Source organism: Streptomyces sp. NRRL WC-3549, assembly GCF_000721935.1.
Lineage (GTDB): Bacteria > Actinomycetota > Actinomycetes > Streptomycetales > Streptomycetaceae > Streptomyces.
The window spans coordinates 46,744-47,867 of the sequence record NZ_KL585400.1; the positions used below are offsets into that span (position 1 = coordinate 46,744).

Below are 1,124 nucleotides of genomic sequence, written 5' to 3' on the forward strand. Positions count from 1 at the left end.
CCACCGCCCTGCCGCTGGACGTCACCGCGCCCGACGCGGCCGAGCGCATGGCCGCCGCCGCACCGGACGGCCTGGACGTCCTCGTCCACAACGCCGGCATCACCCGGGACCGGCGGCTCGCCAACATGCCGGCCGAGCGCTGGGCCCAGGTCGTCGAGGTCAACCTCGACAGCGTCCTGCGCACCACGGACGCACTGCTGAAGGCGGGCGCCGTGAACCGCGGCGGCCGGATCGTCGCCACCGCGTCCATCGCGGGCATCGCGGGCAACACCGGCCAGACGAACTACGCGGCCAGCAAGGCGGGCGTCATCGGCCTCGTCCGCTCCCTGGCCCCGCGCGCCGCCGCCGACCACGGCGTCACCGTCAACGCGGTCGCGCCCGGCTTCATCGAGACGAAGATGACGGCCGCCGTGCCGCTCCTCATCCGGGAGGCGGGCCGCCGGATGAACTCCCTCTCCCAGGGCGGCCTCCCGGTGGACATCGCCGAGACCACCGCCTGGTTCGCCCAGCCCGCCTCCAGCGCCGTCAACGGCCAGGTCGTACGGGTCTGCGGCCAGAGCCTGCTGGGGGCCTGAGCCATGTCCGCCCTCGCCACAGCCCTCCTGCGCGGGGCCGTCACCTCCCCGTTCAAGCGGGCGGGGCGCCCCGGCGCCACCCTGCCCGCCGGACGGGAGGTGCGGCCCGCCGCGCCCGCCGCACCGGGGCCGCTGGCCGCGTACCGGTCCCTCTGCGGCTTCACCGACCCGGACGCCCTGCCGCTCACCTACCCACACGTGCTGGGCTTCCCGCTCGCCATGCGGATCATGACGGGCCGGTCCTTCCCGCTGCCGGTCCTGGGCCTGGTGCACACCTGGATCGAGATCACCGGGCACCGGCCACTGCGCCCGGAGGACCGCATCGAACTCACCGCGTACGCGGCCGGGCTGACGCCCCATCGGCGTGGTACCGAGGTCACGATGGTGACCGAGGCGCGGTGCGCGGGGGAAACGGTCTGGGAGTCACGCAGCGGCTACCTGTCCCGCCACGCGACCGGCACGTCCGCCACCTCGGCGCCCTCCGCCTCCGCGCCCGCCACCTCGGCGTCGGCGCCCCGGCAGGAGCCCGTACCGCGGCCGGGGCCGCCC

At 76.1% G+C, this 1,124-nt stretch carries 1 protein-coding gene and 1 pseudogene; both read left to right on the top strand.

Features of this window, described 5'->3' with window-relative positions; genetic code table 11:
• On the top strand, positions 1-575 hold a 575-nt coding region (locus IH13_RS0115990; RefSeq protein ID WP_031084965.1), incomplete at its 5' end, for an SDR family oxidoreductase.
• Positions 576-578: 3 nt separating this feature from the next.
• Positions 579-1,124: pseudogene (locus IH13_RS0115995) on the top strand (hypothetical protein); the annotation flags it as partial.